19 protein-coding genes are annotated in these 20,962 nt (G+C 46.5%); 4 read left to right on the top strand and 15 right to left on the bottom strand.

The window, feature by feature from the left end; all coding sequences use genetic code 11:
• From AB4Z29_RS23680 to rpsN, 3 genes are all read right to left on the bottom strand, one after another.
• On the bottom strand, positions 1 to 1,101 hold the full coding sequence (locus tag AB4Z29_RS23680; RefSeq protein WP_441945446.1) for a Gfo/Idh/MocA family protein: 1,101 nt from the start codon (positions 1,099 to 1,101) through the stop codon (positions 1 to 3).
• 468 nt (positions 1,102 to 1,569) lie between these two features.
• Entirely contained in the window at positions 1,570 to 1,905 is a 336-nt protein-coding gene (locus AB4Z29_RS23675; protein ID WP_441945445.1) for a DUF3024 domain-containing protein, read from the bottom strand.
• A 31-nt stretch (positions 1,906 to 1,936) separates the two neighbouring features.
• Positions 1,937 to 2,206 carry a 30S ribosomal protein S14 gene (gene rpsN, locus AB4Z29_RS23670; RefSeq protein WP_441945486.1) on the bottom strand — a complete coding sequence of 90 codons (270 nt, stop codon included), beginning with the start codon at positions 2,204 to 2,206 and terminating at the stop codon, positions 1,937 to 1,939.
• Positions 2,207 to 2,434: 228 nt separating this feature from the next.
• Here rpsN and AB4Z29_RS23665 point away from each other — a divergent pair, with 228 nt between their 5' ends.
• On the top strand, positions 2,435 to 3,424 hold the full coding sequence (locus tag AB4Z29_RS23665) for an ABC transporter substrate-binding protein (protein WP_441945444.1): 990 nt from the start codon (positions 2,435 to 2,437) through the stop codon (positions 3,422 to 3,424).
• Between the two features lie 155 nt (positions 3,425 to 3,579).
• Positions 3,580 to 5,196: a helix-turn-helix domain-containing protein gene (locus tag AB4Z29_RS23660; protein ID WP_441945443.1), complete on the top strand. Its 1,617-nt coding sequence runs from the start codon at positions 3,580 to 3,582 to the stop codon at positions 5,194 to 5,196.
• A gap of 7 nt (positions 5,197 to 5,203) precedes the next feature.
• Here the strand turns inward: AB4Z29_RS23660 and AB4Z29_RS23655 are convergent, their stop codons facing one another.
• Positions 5,204 to 6,919, bottom strand: coding sequence for an ABC transporter ATP-binding protein (locus AB4Z29_RS23655; protein WP_441945442.1), 1,716 nt, complete (start codon positions 6,917 to 6,919; stop codon positions 5,204 to 5,206).
• A 251-nt stretch (positions 6,920 to 7,170) separates the two neighbouring features.
• Here AB4Z29_RS23655 and AB4Z29_RS23650 point away from each other — a divergent pair, with 251 nt between their 5' ends.
• A complete protein-coding gene (locus tag AB4Z29_RS23650) occupies positions 7,171 to 8,253 on the top strand; it encodes a Gfo/Idh/MocA family protein (RefSeq protein WP_441945441.1) in 1,083 nt (360 codons plus the stop codon).
• A gap of 221 nt (positions 8,254 to 8,474) precedes the next feature.
• On the opposite strand, the gene AB4Z29_RS23645 is transcribed toward AB4Z29_RS23650, so the two are convergent.
• The 4 genes from AB4Z29_RS23645 to AB4Z29_RS23630 all read right to left on the bottom strand — a co-directional run bounded on the left by AB4Z29_RS23645 (position 8,475) and on the right by AB4Z29_RS23630 (position 10,539).
• The gene (locus tag AB4Z29_RS23645) at positions 8,475 to 8,651 is read right to left on the bottom strand and encodes a hypothetical protein (RefSeq protein ID WP_183560276.1); all 177 of its coding nucleotides are present in this window, start codon (positions 8,649 to 8,651) and stop codon (positions 8,475 to 8,477) included.
• Between the two features lie 103 nt (positions 8,652 to 8,754).
• Positions 8,755 to 9,297 (bottom strand): hypothetical protein, encoded by a 543-nt coding sequence (locus AB4Z29_RS23640; RefSeq protein ID WP_183560278.1) that lies wholly within the window; start codon positions 9,295 to 9,297, stop codon positions 8,755 to 8,757.
• 30 nt (positions 9,298 to 9,327) lie between these two features.
• Positions 9,328 to 10,074 (bottom strand): GTP pyrophosphokinase, encoded by a 747-nt coding sequence (locus AB4Z29_RS23635; RefSeq protein ID WP_441945440.1) that lies wholly within the window; start codon positions 10,072 to 10,074, stop codon positions 9,328 to 9,330.
• A gap of 54 nt (positions 10,075 to 10,128) precedes the next feature.
• Complete coding sequence (locus AB4Z29_RS23630) at positions 10,129 to 10,539, bottom strand: MarR family winged helix-turn-helix transcriptional regulator (RefSeq protein ID WP_441945439.1); 411 nt, start codon at positions 10,537 to 10,539, stop codon at positions 10,129 to 10,131.
• A 112-nt stretch (positions 10,540 to 10,651) separates the two neighbouring features.
• Here AB4Z29_RS23630 and AB4Z29_RS23625 point away from each other — a divergent pair, with 112 nt between their 5' ends.
• Complete coding sequence (locus AB4Z29_RS23625; RefSeq protein WP_441945438.1) at positions 10,652 to 11,116, top strand: MarR family winged helix-turn-helix transcriptional regulator; 465 nt, start codon at positions 10,652 to 10,654, stop codon at positions 11,114 to 11,116.
• A 72-nt stretch (positions 11,117 to 11,188) separates the two neighbouring features.
• Here the strand turns inward: AB4Z29_RS23625 and AB4Z29_RS23620 are convergent, their stop codons facing one another.
• From AB4Z29_RS23620 to AB4Z29_RS23590, 7 genes are all read right to left on the bottom strand, one after another.
• Positions 11,189 to 12,811, bottom strand: coding sequence for an MDR family MFS transporter (locus AB4Z29_RS23620; RefSeq protein ID WP_441945437.1), 1,623 nt, complete (start codon positions 12,809 to 12,811; stop codon positions 11,189 to 11,191).
• Positions 12,812 to 13,124: 313 nt separating this feature from the next.
• On the bottom strand, positions 13,125 to 14,249 hold the full coding sequence (locus AB4Z29_RS23615; protein WP_441945436.1) for an NADH-dependent flavin oxidoreductase: 1,125 nt from the start codon (positions 14,247 to 14,249) through the stop codon (positions 13,125 to 13,127).
• Positions 14,250 to 14,401: 152 nt separating this feature from the next.
• The gene (locus AB4Z29_RS23610; RefSeq protein WP_441945435.1) at positions 14,402 to 15,067 is read right to left on the bottom strand and encodes an SDR family NAD(P)-dependent oxidoreductase; all 666 of its coding nucleotides are present in this window, start codon (positions 15,065 to 15,067) and stop codon (positions 14,402 to 14,404) included.
• Positions 15,068 to 15,197: 130 nt separating this feature from the next.
• Positions 15,198 to 16,610: an MFS transporter gene (locus tag AB4Z29_RS23605; protein ID WP_441945434.1), complete on the bottom strand. Its 1,413-nt coding sequence runs from the start codon at positions 16,608 to 16,610 to the stop codon at positions 15,198 to 15,200.
• A gap of 84 nt (positions 16,611 to 16,694) precedes the next feature.
• Positions 16,695 to 17,150, bottom strand: coding sequence for a MarR family winged helix-turn-helix transcriptional regulator (locus tag AB4Z29_RS23600; protein WP_441945433.1), 456 nt, complete (start codon positions 17,148 to 17,150; stop codon positions 16,695 to 16,697).
• 493 nt (positions 17,151 to 17,643) lie between these two features.
• Positions 17,644 to 19,518 (bottom strand): discoidin domain-containing protein, encoded by a 1,875-nt coding sequence (locus AB4Z29_RS23595; RefSeq protein WP_441945485.1) that lies wholly within the window; start codon positions 19,516 to 19,518, stop codon positions 17,644 to 17,646.
• A 563-nt stretch (positions 19,519 to 20,081) separates the two neighbouring features.
• On the bottom strand, positions 20,082 to 20,861 hold the full coding sequence (locus AB4Z29_RS23590) for a squalene/phytoene synthase family protein (RefSeq protein ID WP_441945484.1): 780 nt from the start codon (positions 20,859 to 20,861) through the stop codon (positions 20,082 to 20,084).
• Positions 20,862 to 20,962: the final 101 nt, after the last annotated feature.

The following is a 20,962-nucleotide window of genomic DNA, read 5'->3' as shown; positions in this document are numbered from 1 at the left end:
TTAGCTCATTAGTTCTTCCAAATAGACATACCGTTCTTCAATAATCGATTTCTCCGCGGCTAGGGCAATTAGCAATGCATCCCGCCCAATCTGTGCGGTAGCGAACGGCTGCGTTCCTTCCTTCAAACAAGCAATAAATGCTTTACGCTGGGTTTGTCCACCTGTATGCCCGCCCATGATCGAGTCAGAGGTCACGTCAATCTCGAGATGGTCCTTTGTCAAATCCTCACCGCCGACAATATCAATGGTCTTATCGTTTTTGGCTACCATTTGACCTCCATTTTCCCCGATTAACCCAATTTCAAGTCCGTCTCCCATTAAATTTCTTGGTTTTAAGTACATGCACAAGCCCAAGTTGGCTTTGCTTCCGTTGTCGTAATCGATCGTGATAAAAGCATGGTCGACGATCGATGGGTCAGAAATGCTTTTAGCAGGGTAATGACTGTACGAATTCGTTATCTGATTCTCTTGACCTTGCTTCATTACATGCTGGCCGCCTGAAGCAAATACGCGTACCGGCTTCGCCTTGATCATCCAGTTGAAAATATCAAAGTGATGGCAGTCCTTCTCTACGATTGCCCCGCCTGATTTCGATTTATCATAAAACCAGTCAGCTGGCGGGAACGGATCACGAAACTCCTTGCACCACATCATCTTCACGTCTCCAAGGCGCCCTTGCTCAAGCTCCTTGGCCATTCTGCGGTACAAATTGGAGTAGCGATACACAAGTCCGATTTGCAAAATGCGCTGATTGTCCTCTGCCGCTTTGATGATCGCATCGCAATCCTCCAACGTATGGGCGACCGGCTTCTCCAGAAAAACATGCTTGCCTGCTTCCAAGAACGCAACCGCAACTTCTCTATGCAAATAGTTGGGCACGCTGATTACAACTGCATCCAAATCCTCTTTATGAAGAAGCTCGCGATAGTCCGTATACACGATCGGCTTGCTATTCTTTAGTTCAACCATTGTTCGTGCTACATTGGCTTCATTCATGTCGCATATATACAACACCTCGCACTCTTCCAGCAAATCAAAGCCGATGCAATGATGCGAGCCCATATCGCCTACACCGATAAATGCCATTCTAATCTTACTCATGTCCGCACTCTCCGTTGTCATAATTTTGYGCCAATCCATCTCAAGAAGCATCGATGTCAGATAAGCTAACCAACTTCATTTCATGTTCTGATAGTAATGCAAATTTTTCATGTTGTCAACATTTTTTTGGCTAATTTATCATCATAATTTGCGGCAAATATTCAAAAACCGTTTATATGCGGTTTTACCGACACTTTATCTAGGTTTAATTTCTTTAATCCTTTTACTTTCAACTGTTTGCATGGAACATATTGAAAATGTAAGCTTTTTCATTTGCCGCAATTTTGTCCATGTAATATCCGCGTTACATTTGAGTATTTGTTGTAATTGTTGCAAATAAGCGTCGTATCCAAGCAAAAAAAGCCGGCATCCACGTATAGGATACCGGCTTTTTGCTATATTTCTTTCCTGAACTGGATGTGCTATATTCAGAGCTTACAGTACAATAGCAAGACTGGAACAGATAAACTATGACTTCCAGAAAAGGCCTTCCTGATCCATCTCAACCCATTCTAGCTGCTGCTCGAAATCTTCGCTTGGGGAAATAACTTCAACAAATGACCATTTATTGTCCTCGTTTTTCGCGTAAACCTTCCATTTTTGCGATTCTAGACGAAACTGTACAATGTCGATGCGATCCCACTCGTTCCGTTTAGCTGTGGGACGCTCCTCGGCAAGCGTCAATTGATTGCCTACAATCTCATGCCGCAGCCTGACGGATACGCGCAAATCCCCTGGCACCTTCTGCTCGATATAACCATCCATTATTGAAGCAAGTCGTTTAACTGTAAAAGGATCCAGCATCCTTCACCCACCTCTTAAAACATCATGCTGCCTACCAGCTTGCTTTCTTTACGCCAGGAATTTGCCCGGCATGCGCCAGCTCTCGGAATTTAATCCGGGATACTTTGAATTTGTTTAAGAAGCCATGAGGACGGCCTGTAAGCTCACAGCGATTGTGCAAGCGAGTAGCCGAGGAATCCCTTGGCAGCTTCTGCAGTGCCGCGTAATCGCCTTTTACCTTCAGTTCTCTTCTTAGGTCAGCATATTTGGCGACTAGTGCTTGCCGTTTCCGTTCTTTCACTACCTTCGATTTTTTCGCTATCTTTTTCGCCTCCTTATTCGTAATAATTACTAATTAAATATAACAGAAATGCTCAGCTTTGCAACCCTTACTTTCCTTATTGAAGCATGATGCATGTAAAGCGGCTTGGACAAAACCAAAAGGCTTCCTTTATTTTGTCCATTGAGTCTGATACGGATATCCATTACGATTGTTTTACACCGATAATGATTCTCATTATCTCAAATATTTTTCCGGAGGAGAACAACTATGTATCGAGGATCCAAAACTGTCGCTTTATTGAGCACTTTCGCATTAATGGGGGCATTATTGCTAGGCTGTGGCAGCAGCAACACCAATGAAAGCAACACGGCTAGTCCTACCGCTGAAACGACGGAAGCGCCTGCTGCAACTGAGGAAGCTGCAGCTACGACCCGTATGTTCACCGACTGGTCAAAACATGAGGTCGAAGTTCCCGTAGCACCACAGCGCGTCATTTATCACGGGGAAACGACAGGCGATTTGCTTGCCCTAGGCGTTAAGCCAATTGGCATTATGGTAGATGCCATTAAAGGTACTGTCATGGAAAATCAGCTTCCGGACGTTGAAGATGTCGGCTTTCCGCTAAGCGTAGAGAAATCCTTGTCGCTGAAGCCTGATCTCATTATTTTCTCCAATTCCGACGAACAACAATACGAAGCAATCTCGAAGGTTGCTCCAACTGTAACCTTTAACACGTTCGACAAGCTTGATGTGCGGATGCGCTTTTTAGGCGATCTATTCAATAAAAAGCAAGAAGCTGAGGATTGGCTGGCCGCACATGCAGTCAAAATGTCCGAGATGTGGGCAGAGCTGCACGCGAACGGAGTGAAAGAAGGCGAGACAGCTTCTGTGTTCACCATGTATCCAGGCAACCGTCTATTTATTATGGCAGGTGCAGGACTTCCGCAATTCTTGTATGAGGAAGGCGGCTTCAAGCCAACGCCGATCATTCAAGATTTAATCGATAAAGAAACAGGGTTCGCCGAAATTTCCGCCGAGCTGCTGCCTCAATACGCCGCTGATCGCATCTTTATTCTTAATCCTGTTGATCCTGCAGCTCAGGAATCCACTAGCGATCTGCTCAAAAGCGAAATTTGGCAAAAGCTCCCGGCCGTTCAAAGCGGTCAAGTATACAACTTTGATATTTTGAAAGCAGGCAGCGACGCTATGTCCAGGGAATGGTTAACGGGAGAGTTGCCGAACGTTCTATTAAAATAGTAAATAATAATGAACCGAAAAATGAATTGAAAAAGTAAGTTCTGTTTTAAACAAAATCCAGAAGAAGCTCTTCAGCTCTTGTTGAAAAGCTTCTTTTTTTTGTTTATAATGAATTTAATTGATAATAATTCTCATTACCGAAAAGAGGCTACATCATGTCTACAGCATCGCTAGCTCGTCTTCCACTCCGCTCCTTGCTCTTTCACTATATAAATGTTGACTTGCTCGACTATGCTTCAGACGCAGTTCTAGCCGAAGAGACGACTTCCAGCTATATGCTGTTTGTATTCAAAAGCGGCAGCGGCACGCTTTATACGGATACATACAGTGCTTTCTTCTCGCCTGACAGCACTTTCCTGCTCTCGCCTTCCACAGCTTATCAGCTCGAGAGCATGGAAGATTGCAAGATCGAATATTACCGAGTCTCCTTTCGCATCTTCCATATTGAAGGCGGCCAGGCAGCCCCTTATGTGAAACCGCTTTTTCCGGAACGCCAAGAGCTGCGCATATACCCGCAAACACAGTGGAATGATCTGCTCAACCAGCTGTATGTAGGACAGACAAGCCAGGATGACCTAGAAGCGCACCGTCAGCAGCTTCAATTCCAAAAGATCATTGCATTTCTGCTCGAGCATAATTTGCAGGTTGACCAGCTGCAAAGCTCTGCGCAAACGGTCGAGCAAACGATTCAATACATGCAAACCAACTTCCAAGATCATATAACCGTCAAGCAGCTCGCTCACATGGCCAATGTTCCTTCTTGGCAGTTTACGTCTATATTCAAAGAGCTGACCGGCAAAAAACCGCTCGATTATTTGACAGAGCTGCGGATCAATAGGGCGAAGGAGTGGTTAACGCATACGGAAAGCACGCTCAGGGAAATAGCCGAGCGCGTCGGCTTCACAGACGAATATTATTTCAGCCGTCGCTTTCGGTTTATGACGGGCTTCTCGCCAAGGCAATATGCCATCTCCATGAGCCAAAACATTCTCGTCAAAGATTGGAACGGCCATGAAGTCCGTATCCCTTCGCAACCGAGCCGGGTTCTCTATTGCGGTGAGACGATTGGCGACATGAACATGCTGGGCATCCCCATAATCGAGAACCATACTTTCTGCAAGGAAAAGCCGCTCAGTCAAGAGCTGGCATCCAAGCTATCGCCGGACTTGATCATTTTCGATCATTATGACGAAACGCTATATTCGCAAATCTCGCAAATTGCGCCAACCCTTTCCTATAATTCCCGCGGTTCGCTGGATGACAGGCTGTTAATGCTCGGCGAGTGGTTTGGCAAAAAAAAAGAAGCCCAACAATGGCTTCTTCATCATAATAGCAATACTTTACTGATGTGGCAGCAGCTACGGACGCTTATACGTCCAGAGGAGACCGCTTCTGTGTTTGTTTTCCACAGGGGGAAACGCTTATTCGTTATGGGCAATATCGGTCTATCCTCGATCCTCTATCATCCTGATGGCTTCCGTCCTGCCGGAAAGGTCCAACAGATTATGAAGTCAGGCAGACCCTACAAGGAAATTACGTCCAAAACCATTCATCAATATGCGGGTGACCGGGTGTTCATGATGCTTCCGCAAAGTCCTGACTCCAAAGCAGCTATGGAGGAGCTGATGAACAGCCCCGTTTGGCTTAATCTCCCTGCAGTGAAAAATGGTTTCAGCTATTTGCTTGATGAGCAGGATTGGAACATTGAGGATGCTGCAGCCAAAGACAAACTGCTCTCCCTTCTTCCACAGATTCTTACTCAATCCTCTTAGCTTCCTGCTAAGTACCGAACTGTGCTTGATGCAATCGGCTGTATGCGCCGCGCTCTGCAAGCAGCTCTTCATGCTTGCCCTGCTCGGCAATGCCTTGGTCAGCGACGACTACGATGCGGTCAGCATTTTTAATGGTCGCGAGCCTGTGAGCGATGACAAGTGTTGTCCGTCCGCGTGAGAGCTCCGCCAGCGCTAGCTGAATAGCTGCTTCCGTCTCCGTATCCAGCGCGGATGTCGCCTCATCCAGAATCAGTATCGGCGGATTTTTCAAGAACATGCGGGCAATGGACAGCCGCTGCTTTTGGCCTCCAGAGAGTTTGACGCCCCTCTCGCCAATTAGGGTATCCAGCCCTTCAGGCTGCGAATGGACAAGCTCCTCCAGCTGTGCCTGACGCGCTGCCTGCATGACCTCCTCGTCAGAAGCCCCAAGCTTGCCGTATGCAATATTCTCCCTAATTGATCCGTCGAACAAGAATACATCCTGCTGAACGATTCCGATGTTAGAGCGCAGCGACTCCAGCGTCATATGACGAATATCAATGTTGTCAATTAGAATGGAGCCTTCCTCCACGTCATAGAATCGCGGCAGCAGACTGCAAAGCGTCGTTTTCCCTGCACCCGACGGTCCGACCAGCGCTACCGTCTCGCCTGCACGAATGGATAGGTTAAGGCCTGTTAGAACCTTGTCCTTGTTCTCATAACCGAAAGTTACCTGATTAAACTGAATATCGCCCTTCAGGTGGTTAACGGCAACGGCATCCGGTGCATCGTCGATATCAGGTGCCGTTTCGAGCAGCTCCAAATAACGTTTGAAGCCAGCGATACCTTTGGGATACGTTTCAATGACGGAATTGATTTGCTGAATAGGGCTTAGAAATACGTTGGAAAGCATCACGAAAGCAATGAATTCGCCATAGCTCATGTCGCCTTGGATGACAAACCATGTGCCGCATACGAGCACGAACAAGGAAATCAGTCTCATTAGAATGAAGCTGATTGAGGAATTCCAAGCCATGACGCGGTAAGCGATCAGCTTCGTCAAGCGGAAGCGGCCGTTGTTTTCGGCAAAACGAGCCATTTCATGCTTCTCGTTCGCGAAAGCTTGAACGACGCGAATGCCGCTGACGTTGTTCTCAACGCGTGCGTTGTAATCGGCAATATCGGAGAACATCCGTTTGAAGGCTGCCGACATTTTGCGACTGAAATACAGCGACAAATAAATCATAAGCGGAATGATGACAAAGGTCATAAGCGCAAGCTGCCAGTTGATGCTCAGCATGATCACGAATGCGCCGGTCAGCGTCATCAATGCGATAAACAAATCCTCAGGACCATGATGCGCGATCTCGCCAATATCCATCAGGTCATTGGTCATCCGCGAAACAAGATGCCCCGTCTTGTTATTGTCGAAGAAGCGGAAGCTTAGCTTCTGCACGCGGTCAAACAGCTGCTTGCGCATATCCGATTCAATATTGATACCGAGCTTATGTCCCCAATATGTGACTACATAATGCAGCGCGGCGCTGAATACATAAATCCCCAGCAAGCCGACGCAAGAGTATAATATCCACTTCCAGTTGCCGCTTGGCAGCAAATCATCGACAACCCGATTAACCGCAAGCGGGAAAGCAAGCTCAAGCAACGCGGCCAGTATGGCGCAGCTGAAATCCAAAATAAACAGCTTCTTGTAGGGCTTGTAATACGCGAAAAAACGGCGAAGCATACACAACTTCCTCTCTAACCTAATCTTGGTAAAGCCTTAATGAAAATCGTTATCAATTGCAGCCCATTCATCGTAAAACAAAGCTGCCGCTCGCACAATGGACAAACGTGAGCATTTGTTTGTACAAAATGAAACACGTGTGGAGCCGATACATGTCATAATTTTAGAGAAGCCATGTCCTTTTCTCATCATTTCATGCATGAATAAGCTGTGCTAAAGTAAGAGCATATTGACGAAATGAGGGACATACCATGACCACACCTATCCGAATCGGAATTATAGGAAGCGGCGGCATCGCAAGAGCCCATGCTTCCGCTTATAAGAAAATGCCTTTGCACGTTGAGATTGTCGCGGTAGCCGACAGCCTGCCCGGCAGAGCGCAGGCTTTCATCGAGCAGGAAGAGCTCGTCCATGCCGCTGCATTCGAGGATCACAGAAAGCTTCTGGAGCTGGACCTTGACGGAGTAAGCATTTGCACGCCGAACTTTGCCCACCACGAGACATCTGTAAACGCTTTAAATGCAGGCAAGCATGTTTTGGTCGAAAAGCCGATGTCCGTGACGCTTCAGCAATCCATTGAAATGGTTGAAGCCGCTGAACGCAGCGGCAAGATGCTGACGGTAGGCTTCCAGCCGAGATATGATCCGAATATGTCCCTCATCCAAGAAATCGTGCAATCCGGAAAGCTCGGAAAGGTTTATTTCGTAGAAACCGGCGGCGGCAGAAGGCGCGGCATGCCTGGAGGCACCTTTATCCGTCAGGAGCTTGCAGGCGCAGGCGCAATGGCTGACATCGGCTGCTACTCGCTGGATATGGCGCTTAATGCGCTCGGTTATCCGAAGCCGCTTACAGTATCGGCTTATACCTCGAACCACTTTGGCACGAATCCACTCTACCACCGCGAAGCCGCTAATTTCGACGTTGAGGACTTTGGGGTTGCCATGATCCGGCTTGAGGGAGACATTATATTAAATTACAAAACCAGCTGGGCGATGCATATGGATTCGCTTGGCGCGACGATGTTCCTCGGTACGGATGCCGGCCTAAAGGTAACGCCCGCCGGCTCAGGTCCATGGAGCGGCGTGTGGGACGGAAGCGTTGGCAGCATGACTCTCTATCACGATGTAGTTAACCAGCACATTCAATCCTCCATTCCGGTCATCGACCATGGACTTAATTTGTTTGACGAGAAGGTGCGGGACTTTGTCGCCGCCATCAGAGAGAATCGCCCTGCACCGATTCCCGGCGCGGAGATCCTTTATAACCAAGCGATCATTGACGGTGTGCTCCGGTCCGCAGCAAGCAAGCGCGAAGTAACGATTGAACTTCCTTAGATGACATGAGCATGAGAGACTACAACCCGAAGAAGCAGCTCCGCACGGACCATGTCCGTCTGAGCTGCTTCTTCGTTTATGCCGAGCTAAGCCCAGAAACGGTTCTTTTTCAGAAATTCGTTTGATTGCCGCAGCATGACCCATTCCATACGATACTGACACAACGTCCCCAAATAAAAGAAGCCGCCCCGCAGGAGCCGCTTCAAGTCATGCCATTTTCTTTAAACAGAAGATATAATGCCGCGGTTGCTGTTCTTCGCAAAGTTGATGATCGACTCATACTGAGTCTTAGCGATCCGGCGGTCAGACATCGGAAGGTGAGGGTTTTTGACAATCTCGGCTAACTTCTTGAGCTCCTGCATTTCATCAGGGGTCACTTTGACCGTTATTTTCCCCACGTGCTCCACCCTCCTTACCATGGTTTGATCAGAAAACGATTCATAATCGCTTCAGGGTTACCAGCTATGGTCATTATACGCAAAACATTGATAAACTTGCATGTTATTTTGGAGGCGTTCGCGGATTTGGATCATCCATTTCCTCCGGGAACAAATCCGCGAACTCTTTGTTCTGTTTGCCCTTCAAATAGGCTAAGCCTGCATAACCTGCAAGCAGGGAGCTGCTGACAACAGCAAAGTTATCGGACGTGTCCGCCATCGACAATGCTGTTTTCGCCAGAATCCCTGTCCCAATGGCAATTAGAAGATCACCTAAAAACCCAAGATCGAAAAAAATCTTTTTTTTCGCATTGCTGTGATCCCGGAAGCCGATGACGAAAATGACAAAATAATAAAGTCGCTGGATCCATCTGATCAACCAGTTCGTTGATAGCGAAAGTCCGATCTCATCATATTCAATGACGAGCTTAGGCATTTCGATAATGCCATTTTTCACAAAATGTCCAATCAGTCCACCCACTAAGCTCATGGAAATCGATAAACCAAACACCTGGATGAAGGCTTGAAAGCTTGCAATGACCATCTCCGCATGACCACCCTTCAACAACGCATTACGCTTGGCAGCACGATAACGCACTACTTTCACTTTATGACGCTGTTTAGGGGTTCACGACTATTATTTTCGCATAACGTCCTTTGTGAGCTCCTGCAGCAATTGCGGAATCGAACCATTCTGATTGCCCATTAGCAGACGTATCATTTCCTCGCCAAGATCATTTTCGTGTTCATCCTTGATTTCCGCAATTTCGTTATGCAGCCTCTCCATCTTCTTATCGAGCGCAGCGGCGGAATCAGCGGCTTCCTTCAGCTCGTTCAGTAAATGAGGCGGTATCGCATGCTTATATTTGTAATAGATTTTGTGCTCCAGACTCGCCCAGAAATCCATCGCAATGGTGCGAATCTGTACTTCCACACATACATTCTCGCGGCGGTCGGATATAAACACCGGTACCTCAATCAGGAGGTGAAGGCTCTGATAGCCATTCGGCTTAGGATTTTTAATATAGTCTTTCACGGACAGCAATTTCAAATCACTCTGATTTTGCAGCATGTCGCTAATCCTGTAAATATCCGAAATAAAGGAGCAGTTGATACGCAAACCTGCAATATCTTTAATTTCCTTGCGGATGCTCGTGAAATTAAACTCGCATTGCTTGCGAACCAGCTTTTCGATGATGCTCTTCGGTGACTTTAATCGCGAGCTCGTATGCTCAATCGGGTTATACTCATGCAGTAATTGAAATTCTTCTTTTAAAATATCTATCTTCGTTTCAAGCTCCTGCAGAGCAAATTTGTACATCATCATGAAACGTGTGATTTGCTGCTTGAAATCTTTGACCATATGCATCTGTTCCATCGACATGCTGCTTAGTTCCCCTTCCGCTCCGAGCGGGTTATTCATTGCTGGATCGTTCTACTATTGATCAAGAAGCTTAAAAATACGTCTTAAATGATGCAAATCCTCGTTAGAGATTCGTTCACTTATATAAGCAATTATAGCAGAATCTCTTTCATTAAAGGACTCCATATAGTTCTTGCCTTCATCCGTTATCGCGATTTGCACAACCCGTCGATCCGAATCGCAGCGCACTCGCTCAATTAATCCTCTCTCAAGCAGCTTGTCCCCCATCAGCGTGACCCCGCCAGCTGTGATTAGCAGCATTTCTGCTAATTCCGTTGATTTCATCGGGCTTTTCCGATTCAAATACTGAAGCATTCTGGTTTGGTTAACGGAAAAGCTGCAATCGAGCCCTTTGTGCCATTCTGTTTTCATTTTTTTGTAAACACTCTTTAATAATGGGTACAACTCCTTCCATTCCTCTTCCATATGCATATCCATCCTCATTTCTTATATGGCATTGACTTCTGTCGTCAAACGTTACTATAATTGCATAGGCTACCTAATCAATCTATTAAATATGTTCACCGAGGTGAATCGAATGGGCGAAAATAAATACGAGAACGTATCCGAGCTTATCGCTGTTTTCCAACGATTCGCGCGAGCCGACTGGCGTAAAAAAACGATGTGGGACGGGCTAAAAGCGAGTGAAATTCGAATGCTTGTCAGTATAAAGCAAAATAATGATAAAGGCTCTACGGCTACGACTGTCACCGAAATCAGCAAAATATTAGAGGTAACTTCGCCTACAGTTACTCAAATGCTCAACCGTCTGATTGCTGAGGGCTGCGCCATCCGAACGGCCGATCAAACGGATCGCAGAATTACGGAAATTACATTAACGGATAAAGGAAATCGGCTGGCAGCCAAAGCCATCGACAGATTCCATTCGATTTTCATGGGCATCATTGACGAGCTCGGCAAAGAGCAGTCCGATCAGCTTATCCTGATGCTGAATCAAGTATTTCAGTTTTTGGAATACGCGAACAAAACGGATGACCTGTAGATATAGAAAGAGGATTTCGCCAGCTGCAGCTGCCGCTAGCGAAATCCTTATTGTTTAGAGCCGCTCTTGCATTTATTGCAGAGCCGGCTCTTTTTTGATTAGATCAGTTGTTTCAGGTTCCGCCTTAGCTTTCGAATCATTCGAGGAGCGAAGCGGAATTTCTTTCAGGAATAAAACGAGTACAAACGCTACGATCAACAATGACATACCGAATAAAAATACGACAGTGAGCGAGTCGCTTAACACGGATCGAACCATCTCGATAATGTGAGTAAATAACGGCTGTACCTGTTCGGGCAGCGTTGCATGCAGCTCTTTGAGCTTAGGCTGATCAAGCAGCATTTGCGGGTTAAGGAAGCTGGACAGCTGATTTGCCGTTTCAGCATCGACCTGCGTCAAATCCGGACCCTCGCCTGCCTTCACAGCAGCCTCAAGCTTGCTCGACATCGTGGAGTTCATAACCGTACCCATTACAGCAATACCGATCGTACCGCCTAAGTTGCGGAACAAGGTTGCCGTAGCGGTTGCTACGCCTAGCTGCGTTGGCGCTACAGCATTCTGAACCGTAAGTGTGAATACCGGCATTGAGATACCGAGTCCTATTCCAAAAACAATCATGGCAGCAACCGCAACAGCGACATTGCTCATAAAGGCCATCATAAGCATACCGACTACCATGAACGGCATGCCTGCCAATGCGAAACGTTTGTATTTGCCCGATTTGGAAATCCAACGTCCGGACAGTGTGCTAAGAAAGATCATTGCGATCGACATCGGCATATTGACGAAGCCCGAATAGGTCGGGGAAATGCCAAGCACGCCTTGAACGAAGAAGGGAAGATACATCATCGCGCCCATCATGCCGGCATTCATCAAGAACCCAATCGAATTCGAAATCGTCACGATGCTGTTCTTGAACATGGATAATGGCAGTACCGGACTTTTAGCCTTGCGCTCTACAAGCAGCAGAATGATTAGGAATACGATCGATGCCGCGAACAATCCGACAATTTGCGTTGATCCCCAATCATATTTCGTTCCCGCCCATGAGAAGCCAAGCAGCAGGGCAATCAACATCAATGACAAGAATAATGAACCCAGGTAATCAATTGATTCCGTCGTTTTCCTTGCTGTTTTAGGAAACATGGACCATATCATTCCGAATGCCACAACACCAAGCGGAAGGAAGATCCAGAAAATCCATTTCCACGCGATATGATCGACAAGGAAACCGCCAAGTGTCGGTCCAATTACGCTGGAGAAACCGAACACGGCCATCATGATGCCCGTCCATTTCGCTCTCTCCCGCGGCGCGAACAAATCACCAACAGCCGTAACCGTAGCCGACATTAGAATACCGCCGCCTAAGCCTTGAATGCCTCGATACGTAATGAGTTGAAAGACGGTCGTAGAAGTTCCGCATAAAAAGGCACCTATGATAAAAAACACGATACCTACTAACAGAAATGGCTTGCGCCCGTAAATATCGGACAGCTTGCCGACAAGCACGGTGGCAATCGTCGAGGTAAGCATGTAGATCGTGATTACCCACGTGTAATACTCAATGCCTCCCAGAATCGCAATAATTCTCGGCATGGCTGTACTTACAATTGTCTGATTAATAGCTGCGAAAAACATCGCTGCCATCAGCGCAATCATAATGGTTAACTTCTTCTTTTGTGTCAAATGCTCCATATGCGCTGCACTCCTAAACCTTTTTATTTAGTATGACCTGTTAGCTGCCAAACTACTTCAAACCTTTAGGTAGGTTGCCTACCTATTTGATAATGATACAATAACTTTAGTACTAAAACAACTGCGAATTTCAATGTAGACGCTGCCATCAAAAAGCAATATTTGCATGCGACGTGAAACGGCTTCGCCGTCCTATAGCAGCGTGGCGCGTTTCATTCCGAGAAATATAGAGAATATATCGTCTTAGGATATGCTTTCCTATACGACAAAAAACAGGCCGGTGCTAGCTCCGGCCTGTCTCCACTCATCTATATTAATCGCCCAAAGGAAACCAGCCTGGCGTGTGAACAATGGCTTGCCACAGCGGATCCGGCACGACCAAACGATCTTGGTCGCTTTTATTGAGCGTTGTTTTAATTTCATTTTCACGTCCTTGCGCAACCTTCTCTACCCAGTCAGGCTCAATGATTAGCTCACGGCCGATTGCCACTAGTGGTATTCCGGTCTCCAATGCCTTCACAGCCTCATCAGGTGTGTGGATGGAGCCTACGCCGATAACGGGCACAAGATGCCCCACCCGCTCTTGAATCCATTCCATGCGGGTTTTTGTTTCCTCTGCCCCTCGCTTCGGAAGAGACCAGAAATCCATTAAGGAAACATGAAGATAATCAAGCTCCTTCCGTGCCAATTCGTCAAGGAGTGCAAAGGTGTCCTCCATCGTTATGCCGGGAGTAGTAGCCTCCTCTGGGGAAAAACGGTAGCCGACCAAAAATGGCTGCTGCGCATGAGTGCGAATGACACGTTTCACTTCATCCACGACTGCCAGCGGGAAACGCATCCGGTTCTCGATGCTCCCACCCCAGCGATCGTTGCGTGTATTCGAATGCGCGGAGAAGAATTGCTGAATAAGATAACCGTTTGCACCGTGAATTTCTACGCCATCAAATCCTGCTTCGATCGCTCTTCGCGTCGCTTCTCCGAAATCAGCGATAATCTGTTCAATTTCAGATTCCGATAGTGCCCGCGGCACTACTCCTGCGCTCTGTTCCGAAGCAACCGCGCTTGCACTCACGACGTCTCCATTAGGAACCAAACTTGGCGGGCACTCTCTTCCCCCGTGAAAAATCTGCAGGACAGCCTTTGAGCCTTTTTCTTTGATGGTCGCAGCCAGCTTGCTCAAGCTCGGTACCATGCCATTATGATCGCTGGCAAATTCGCCTTGGAACCCTTTCCCATTTGGTGATACATACACGCAAGCTGTCACTACCAAGCTGACTCCGCCAGATCGGCGTCCGTAGTACGCAAGCTCGGCTTCCGACACCGTTCCGTCTTCATTCGAGGAGAAATTCGTCATCGGCGCCATAATAATGCGGTTCTTTAATTGCACGCCGCTTTTCAAGGACACTTTTTCAAATAAAGGCATATAGCTCTGTTTCATTATGTTCAACACTCCCGATATCTATTTGCGGAATTCAGCCAAAGTCCACCGTTTAACTGTAACTTTTTCTAATACTGTAATATTAGTTTATACAGTTGTAGTTGTCAAGCGACAAAAAAACAGCTATACCATTTGGTATAGCTGCTCTACGTCTATATATTTTCGTTTTCTTTAAACACATATTCAACATCATTCTTTTCAATATGCAGCTTCCAATAACTTTCGGCAATCGCATCTGGATCATAAAAGGTCCCTTTGGCGACGTATCCACAGATCGTGACGGTTCCGACAAAAATACCCTGAGGCCGCAATTCCTCTGACAGCGTATAGGCCAGAGAGCGAATACCCGCTTTCCCAATCGACAAAGACGATACAGCTGCTGAAGGAGCAAGTGCCAAACCTCCACCTGTAAACAATATCGTGCCTTTTCCATTTTCCAGCAGATCGGCTATGACTTGTTGCACGCTCGATAAAGCTCCTGCCACATTGACTTTGAATTCTTCGATAAGCCGCTCATCCGTAAGCTCTGTTGGCTTAACCATGCTAATAACAGCCGCATTGTACACGAGTACTTCTGGAGCGCCATATTGCTGTTTGATTTGTACAAATGCCGCTTTCACTGAAACAGGCAGTGAGGCGTCAACTTCAACACGATAAGCCTCAATTCCCAAGCCTTCAAGCTCCTTAACATAAGAATCAAGCGATTGCGTGTTTCTTGCGCCAAGCACGACCCGATACCCTTCATTGCCGAACTTTCTTGCAACGCCTAAGCTAACACCAGGACCTGCACCAATAATGACGATAAGCGGTTTGCTCATATTCTAGTCTCCTTACTATTCAAATGATAAGAAACGTTTGAGAACAAGCAGGAATGCCTACTCAAACGTTATCATGAATCATTCTGAATGACTAATAGAATATGACCATGCTCTTATAGCTTTGAGACGTTTAAGCAGTGGTAGATGTCGTTTCACGCTTTTTCAGCTTTGATTTTAGTGATGTTTTACCGCCTTTAGCACTGAATGAAAAATAGTAAATGCCCACAATAACCGCAGCCAGAATAGCGAGCGCAAAGAAAATATTGCTATAAAGGAATGCTCCTTTATGAATGGCAAATGGGTTTAAGTGAAAGCTTGTTTCCTTCGCGTCCAGCAGCTTGCCCATAACGCTTGTGGTCATAGCGCCGGAAATAAAATTCAGCAGCGACATCAGCCCCATGCCAACCCCGATTTGCTCTTTCGTAAGCGTCCGCGAGATCGTATTCGACATTGCGATTTGCATAAAGGTTTGACCCATATTGCCGAACAACAGCAGAAACAGGATCAAATAAGGCGAGGCTCCGACAAAGATGGATAGCAGCACAAAGCAGGTAAAGCTTAACGAGATTGCTGTATACACGAGAAACGAATTGCCTTTCTCATCAGCAAGCCTTCCCCCTCGGCGGCCCATAAGCGCAGAAGTAATCGCAGCTGGGAACATGACAAGACCGATTACGGCAGGCGACAATTGGTTAAGATTCGAAAGAAACTGTGGTGTGACAAACGGCATTCCGAAGCTAAGCATTGTCGCAAGAAAAGTAATAAACAATCCGAAGGAGTATTTTTTATTCTGAAATAGCTGCGGCTGAATAAATGGCTCTGCTGCTGTCCGTATCCGAATGACGAATAGGATAAGCAGGACGATCCCGCCTACAGCAAACCAGAGATTGGCTTGAGAAATTCCGAGCAGCAGCAGCGCGACTGCACCGCCGAGCAGGATGCCCCCAAGAAAGTCGATTTTCTGAGCCTTGCCTCGCTGATTATCCAAGTATTTGCGGAAGAAAGGCAATGCCAGCAGCGGGATAATCGATAGCAGGAACAGAAATCTCCAGCTGGCAAAGCTCGTTACCAAGCCTGCCACAATCGGAGCGAGAGCAGTTCCTAGCGCAAGTCCGGCCGCTACCGTTCCAAGTGCTCTTCCCCGTTTCTCAGGTGAGAAATAGCGAACGGGCACAATCATTGCAGTAGCCGGAATGACTGCAGCTCCGCTAGCTTGCAGAATACGACCCAATACAATCATCCAATATTCTGACGCCAAAAGTCCTACAATTGAACCGAGCGCAAAGAAAATAAGCCCGAATGTTAATAAATCTTTCAAGCGGTATTTATCGGCTAGCTTTCCGTATGTAACGGATCCTACGGCGTATACAATCATATAACCGGTGAGCAGCCAGCTTACCTGCGAAGGCGTTATGCCGAACTCCTTGCTGATTACGGGCATGACCACGTTGAACATCGAGGCATTCATAATTGAAAATACTAATGTAAAAGCTAAAATAGGCATCAGCTTTTCGCCATTGTTAGTCGTGCTTGCAGCTTCCATAGCTTGGATACACCCTTCCTAATTCTATTGTCCTATTTCGTTTGAATTCAAACGAAATGCTTAAAAAATAAAGCTAACCACGCTTTATTGCTCGTACGCTTTAATGATTTTTTTCAATAAATCCTGTAGTACAGCCGTTTCATCTTTCGTGAGCAGATTGCTTGATTTATTTTTTGCTTGCTGGACCGCCTCTTCCGATTGCTTATATTTCGCCAGTCCTGCGTCGGTCAAATATATGCGCTTCATTCTGGCATCCTGATCATGCTCGCGGCGAATGACCCATCCACGCTTCACCATGCCGTTGATGAGACTCGTTACGCTCGACTTGTCGATAAAAAGCAGCTGCTCGAAATCCGCATTCATGGCCCCTGGCTTGATCGCCAGCAAATGTAGCGACTGCGATTGCTGCGGGGTTAATCCAAGCGGACGAAGGGCAGAGTCAATCTCTCGCCGAATGTTGGTAAATGCAAGCTTAATCAATAACGTATTGCTATCCTCATGCTCCCAAGGAAAACGAGCGATAAAGGTTTCTTTTCCCATTTAGGGCCCACTCCTAATTAGTTTGAATTCAAACTAATAGTAAAAGCCAGCTGCCCTTTTGTCAAGAACAATTCTCACGGAAAAGCAAATCTATTGTTTCAAAATAATATGAATAGGTTATAAACAATAGAAATAGATACATATACTCATATAAACGGGTCTTTAACCAAGGAGGATATATCAAATGGAATATATAACGAACAAAGCTTATCGTAACGAGGATGTTTACTTTGATGGGTCGCATTATATTGGCTGTTCATTTACGAACTGCACCATCCATATACAGTCTCTGCGGTTCAATTATGACCGCTGCACGTTTCCCGGCTCTTCATTCAAGCTCAGTCCCAATCTATCCATGCTCCAAAATGTATATTCGCTTCTACCCTCTGCATTAACTAGCCAAACCGCATGAATAATCATATGAAGCGAAAAAGCAGCATTGGCCTATGCTAACGAGCATAAGCCGATGCTGCTTTTCTTTCGCTGCCTCCACCTAATTTGAAGGTCCGTATACCTCAAACTCATAGATTCTTGCTGCAGTGTTCTTGGTTTGCGTAGGCGTCGTAACGTTTAACTTGATATATCGAGCCGATACTGCAGTAATTTTGTCTACTGTAATACCACCCGTATTGTTGGTTACGTTTACTACCTGATTCCAATTTACACCATCAGTGCTGACCTGAATATTGTAAGCCTTTGTGTTGTAGGAGGCGGTCTCTCCACCTTCCGATGCATGCTTGATGACAAATTGGTTCACTTGCTTCACGGAGCCGAGATCGACCTGCAGCCAACGGCTGCTGGACAGAGAGCACCATTTGCCGTCATTGCTCAAGATACCGTCCACGGCCTTGGCAGCAGTTTGCGAGGGGTTGCACGTACTGTCAACCTTTGCTGGCTTATTTAAAGCCAAATTTGATGGTCCAAATACTTGAAACTCATAGATTCTTGCAGCAAGGTTTGTGGTTTGCGTAGGTGTCGTAACGTTCAGCTTGATATATCTTGCTGATACTGGAGCGATATCATCTACGGTCAGGCTTTTCGTATTATTGGTCACTTTGACTACTGTGCTCCAATCCTTGCCGTTATTACTGACTTGGATATGATAAGCCTTCGTGTTATATGCGGTCGCCTCTCCTCCTTCTGCTGCATGCTTGATCATAAATTGGTTCACTTGCTTCACGGAGCCAAGATCGAGCTGCAGCCAACGGTTGCTGGATAGTGAGCACCATTTGCTATCATTCATTTCGCTGCCGTCTACGGCTTTGGCCGCGGTCTGCGTGACGTTGCACACGCTGTCAGCTGTCGCGGGTTTATTCAATGCCAAATTTTGCTGCTCGAATACCGCGAATTCATATATTCTTGCCGCAGAATTTGAAGTTTGTGTAGGTGTCGTTACATTCAACCTGATATATCGGGCCTGCGTATCCGGTATATTGTCAACCGTAACGCCACTCGTATTATTATTTACAGTAACTACCGTGTTCCAACTAGTACCATTGCTGCTAACTTGGATGTTGTAAGCCTTTGTGTTATATGCGGTTGCCTCTCCACCTTCTGCTGCATGCTTGATCATAAATTGGCTCACTTGCTTCACAGAGCCGAGGTCAATCTGCAGCCAACGGTTGCTAGACAAGGAGCACCATTTGCTGTCATTGGTCACGCTGCCGTCGACGGCTTTGGCCGCATTCTGTGAGGCGATGCACGCGCTGTCAGCCGATGCGGGTCTATTTAATGCCAAATTCGGCGAGCTCACCGTTATCGTATACGTCACCTGGCTCGTTCCAGCTTGCGGGCTGACGATGATCTTCATGCCCGTCTCTAGCGTCGTTGCTTTCGTTATACCGTCTGCATTGTAAATTTCGAACGTCGCATTCGCTGACGGCGTGATCGCTGCCTTCAGCGCAGCTAACTTAATGCCATTCGAGACAGTGATGGTCTCATTTACCGTCCCGCCAGTACTTACTGTACCGATCGTCGAGGTTAATGCAGCATTGCCGCACTGTGCATTTGTACTCGAGGCCACCCATTTCGCATACAACGTTATGTTTTTAGTGATTGCAGCGGAAGCATTGTAACGTTGCGTCAGCGCACTGTCGTAATACCAGCCTTCGAAGTTGAAGCACTCCTTTGTCGGCATGCTCTGAAAAAACACTGTACCTCCAGATTTCACAAATTCAGGTGGGACTACTGAGCCACCGTTTGTGTTATAGGTCACCACCAGTGAAGGACTAACGCTTCCATCATCGAGACCGGCATACGCAGGAACTCCAGCTGTTATTAACGATAGGATGATAGCTAGCGCAATTATAAAACCTCTTGTCTTGGCTGTAATTCTTTTACTTCCCTTACGTAGTGCTGAACCTTCCATCACTCGTTCCCCTTTCTCCTACCTGACGATTAATACTTTCGATACAGCATGCTCTCCCACAAAATGGCCCTTACACTTCCGTTCGTACAACATCGTATAGTCGCATCAACTGGCATGGCATGGAGAGGCTGGAGCGTTTCAGAAGAATACGGACTGTTGCATCATTCATCATGTTATTCACAAAACGCGGAATCATGCTTGGTTATCTCAGATCTAGAACCCTTATGTTTTGGCAGATGACGGCTTGTCATATGAAGTGCAACAGCTAGAAACTTAGAAGCTTGAACAAATAAGTGCAAAGTAAAATAACTACAACATTCTATTTTATGCAAAAAAAACCATATGGAGCTAGCCCCATCTTATCATACTTAAACGTGGACAACTAGAGACAAATCATGAGCTTAAAATGGTGGTGTGGTATGGTAACTTCCGTTTTACCCGAAGCCTTCATGGGCCTTTTATTTTTCTAGGTGTCGCACTTCATATGACAATCCGTCTCATAAAAAAGGGGCGGTCACCTAAGGTCATAACTAACCTTAAGAGACCGCCCATTTAACTCGTTCTTAATTAATGCTGCCGACTAGCTTCATAACAGCATCCCTTGTAAGCTTGTTTCCGCCAGCGGCAATCAGGTTAACCGTAGCATGAGCAAGCGTTAAAGGAATTTTGCAGAAATCAAGAGCAGGACCGCCCTTTAAGTCCGCAATATAGGAATCAGCGATTTTTAAATTGCGACGCGTGTATTTGATCATTTCCTTCGATCCCCAGCCATCCGGATAAAAGTCTACGCCCCGCTCCAAATCCTCCGTGCGATTGCGTAGAATATTAACGGCCTGAAGCCCTCTGCCAAAGGCGACTGCTTTGTGCTGATCAGTCTTCGTGCCGTCGAACCACAGCCAAATCTCCGATAGCATCTCGCCGACCATGCCTGCTACGCTATATGTATAGTTGTCCAAGTCCTCTTCTGTTTTAATGATCCAGTGGACATGGACCCATTCCGACATTTGTTTGGACATCTTGGCAATATGGCGATAGACGACTTCATTAACTGTTGGCGGGCAAAGCTGAGCCCATTCATGAATCCGCATGGTCACGTCCGCAAGGACATCACCGTACGGGGCAAGCACCTTCTGAGATTCGTTTATAACGTCCGAAGACTGAAATGCTTCATGGATGCCCTGGAGCAGGTCCACTTTCAAATCGTCGGATATCGTCTCGTGATCTTCGATTTCATCAATTGCCCTCATGCACAGATAGGCGGATGCGACGGCTTCTTTCAAACTTGCTTTCAATCGGCTGATGGGAATATAAAAAGTTCGACTCGTTTTCTTCAACATGATCATCGCATCATTCAAGATAAAAACTCCTTCATTATGGCAGYTTTGCTTTAGGCCTGTTTTAATCGTTACTTCTATCATACCATACATGTATTTGGATGTGCACC

It is taken from the genome of Paenibacillus sp. 2TAB23 (assembly GCF_052115165.1).
Classification (GTDB): Bacteria; Bacillota; Bacilli; order Paenibacillales; family Paenibacillaceae; genus Pristimantibacillus.
Note: the sequence above shows the minus strand (reverse complement) of the source record. Positions and strands in the feature narration are given on the sequence as shown.